Consider the following 3,253-nt stretch of genomic DNA (forward strand, 5'->3'; position numbering starts at 1 on the left):
GTACCGCACCGGTGACCTGGTGCGCTGGACCGAATCGGGCAGCCTGGAATACCTCGGACGCGCGGACGCTCAGGTCAAGCTGCGTGGCCAGCGCCTGGAACTGGGCGAGATCGAGAACACCCTGCTGGCCTGCCCGCAAGTCACCCGCGCGGCCGCCGCCGTGCATCGGGGTAGCACCGGCGTCGACCATCTGGTCGGCTACGTCGCTCTCGAGCAGACCAGCACCGCCGACTACGACGCTGACGTCGTCGACCAGTGGCAAGGCATCTACGACGAGCTCTACGACGCCGACCTCGACGAGGTCGAGTTCGGTAACGACTTCCGCGGCTGGAACAGCAGCTACACGGACGATCCGATTCCCCTGCACGAGATGGAGGAATGGCGCTCGGCCACCGTGGATCGGATTCTGTCGATGCGCCCGCAACGGGTGCTCGAGCTGGGTGTCGGATCGGGCCTGCTGTTGTCTCAGCTGGCTCCCGAGTGCATCGAGTATTGGGGCACAGACTTTTCCGCGCCGACCATTCAGAAGTTGCAGAGGGCCGTGGCCGCCCAGCCGTGGGGAGACCGGGTTCATCTGTTGACCCGACCGGCCCACATCACCGAGGCGTTGCCACAGGGCCAGTTCGACATGGTGGTGATCAACTCGGTGGTTCAGTACTTCCCGAGTGCCGGATACCTGGCCGAGGTCATCGACAAGGCCGTGGAACTGCTGGCGCCGGGCGGAACGCTGTTCATCGGTGACGTAAGAAATCACAGCCTGCAAGGTGCGTTTCAGACAGGTATCGCCTTGGCGCGCAGCCGCAACGGCACCGATACCGACGAGATCCGGCAACGGGTACAGCGCGCGATGCTCGGCGAGCACGAGTTGCTCCTCGCCCCGGAGTTTTTCACCACCTGGGCAGCCGACCATCCCTCCGTGAGCGGCATCGGTGTCCAGGTCAAGCGTGGAGAGGCCGACAACGAGCTGAGCCGGTACCGCTACGACGTGATCGTCCACAAGTCGCCCGCCCGGGTGTGCTCGCTGGCCAGCGCCCCGACCTGGGCGTGGACGGACTGTGCGGGTCTGAGCGGACTGCACGCCGAGTTGACGGCCCAGCAGCCGTCCACCGTGCGGGTCAGCGGTATTCCCCGCGCCGGCGTGATCGCCGACGTGGTCACCGAACATGCTCTGGGCGCCGGGCTCCCGCTCGCCGAGGCACTCGTCCACGCCGACTCCGCCGCCGAGGACGTCGTCACACCTGAGATGGTGTACCGGCTCGGCGAAGCAGCCGGATATCACGTCGCGGTCACCTGGGGCACCCAACCCGGCACCCTGGATGCCCTCTTCATCGCCGTTTCCGACGGTGAGGCGCTGCCGGCGCTCACCGAGCTCTACCAGCCCGCCTCGGATGCCCGGCAGCGCGGCGGCCACGCCAATGATCCGCACACCAACTCGAAGGTCACAGCGGTCCGACAGTGGTTGTCCGAGCGGCTACCCGAGTACATGGTGCCGAGCCAGATCGTGGTGCTCGACGAGTTCCCGTTGACGTCCTCGGGCAAGATCGATCGCAAGGCGCTACCTGAACCCACCTTCGTCGCCACCTCCTTCCGGGCTCCTCAGACCGATACGGAGAAAATCGTCGCCGAGGTGTTCACCGAGGTGCTCGGGCTCGGCAGGGCCGGGCTCGATGACGATTTCTTCGTCCTAGGTGGCGATTCCCTGATCGCCATCCGGGTCAGCGCGCGTCTACAGTCAGCTCTCGGCCGGGATGTGCCGGTTCGCTACCTGTTCGACGCGCCTACTGTCGGCGGGCTGGCCGACTATCTCGACCGGCATCAGGACGGTGTTGCCCGACCGCCGCTGACCGCGCGGCATCGTCCGGCGGCCATTCCGTTGTCGTATGCACAGCAACGACTGTGGTTCCTGGAGCAACTGCAGGGGCCGTCACCGATCTACAACATGGCGGTCGCGCTACGCCTCAGCGGGCACCTCGACGAAGATGCCCTGGGCGCTGCACTGGCAGACGTCGTGGGCCGGCAGGAGAGCCTGCGCACCGTGTTCATCTCGGTTGACGGGGTACCCCAGCAGGTGGTTCTGGGCGTCGAGCAGGCTGACCTGGGATGGGAAATCGTCGATGCCTCCGGATGGCAGGCGGCCCGGCTCGACGAGGAGATCGGTGCGGCGGCCCGCCACAGTTTCGACCTCACGAGTGAAATCCCGATCAAAGCAACACTTTTCCGCATCAGCGAGAACGAGCACGTCCTCGCGGCGGTGGTTCACCATATCGCCGCCGACGGCTGGTCGGTCACCCCGCTCGTGGTGGATCTGGCGACTGCCTACGCCAACCGGTGCGACGGGCAGGCCCCGGATTGGGAGCCCCTGCCGGTGCAGTATGCCGATTTCACGTTGTGGCAACAGGAGTGGCTGGGCTCGGTATCCGACGCCGACAGCGTGATCGCCGGGCAGCTGAAGTACTGGGAGGACGGGCTGGCCGACCTCCCCGATCGGTTGGAGCTACCGACTGACCGGCCGTATCCGCCGGTGGCCGATTACCAGGGTTCCAGCGTGGCGGTGGAGTGGCCTGCCGAACTACAGCAACAGATCGCCCGGGTCGCTCGCGAGCACGGCGCGACGAGCTTCATGGTGGTCCAGGCAGCTCTGGCGGCATTGATGGCTCAGCTGAGCGCAAGCACCGATGTGGCCGTGGGCATAGCGTCTGCCGGCCGCGGCGAGCCCGCACTCGACGAGTTGGTGGGTTTCTTCGTCAACACTTTGGTGCTGCGCGTGGACCTGGCCGGGGACCCCACGGTCGCAGACCTGTTGGGGCAGGTGCGGCAGCGTAGCTTGGCGGCGTTCGAGCATCAGGACGTGCCGTTCGAGGTTCTGGTGGATCGGCTCAATCCGACCCGGAGCCTGACCCATCACCCACTCGTGCAGGTCATGCTGACCTGGCAAAACCTGCCATGGCAACACAGCGACCCTGCCGCCGCGTTGGCGCTGGGTGACGTCGGTGTTACGCGGCTGGAGGCCGAAACTCAGACTGCCCGTATGGATCTGGTGTTCTCGCTGGCTGAACGCTTCAACGATGCCGGCGTGCCGGCCGGAATCGACGGATCGGTCGAGTTCCGTACCGACGTGTTCGACACGGCCACGATCGAGACCTTGATCCAACGTATGCAGCGGATGTTGGCGGCGATCACGGCTGACTCGGCTCAGCGGTTGTCGGCTGTGGGTGTGCTTGATGCTGCTGATTGTGCTCGGTTGGATGAGGTT

1 protein-coding gene is annotated in these 3,253 nt (G+C 65.8%); it reads left to right on the forward strand.

Going from position 1 to position 3,253, the window contains the following annotated elements:
- The coding region (locus AC4ELH_RS08880; protein WP_498884128.1) for a condensation domain-containing protein at positions 1–3,253 on the forward strand (3,253 nt) is incomplete at both ends.

The organism is Mycobacterium shunyiense (assembly GCF_058270075.1).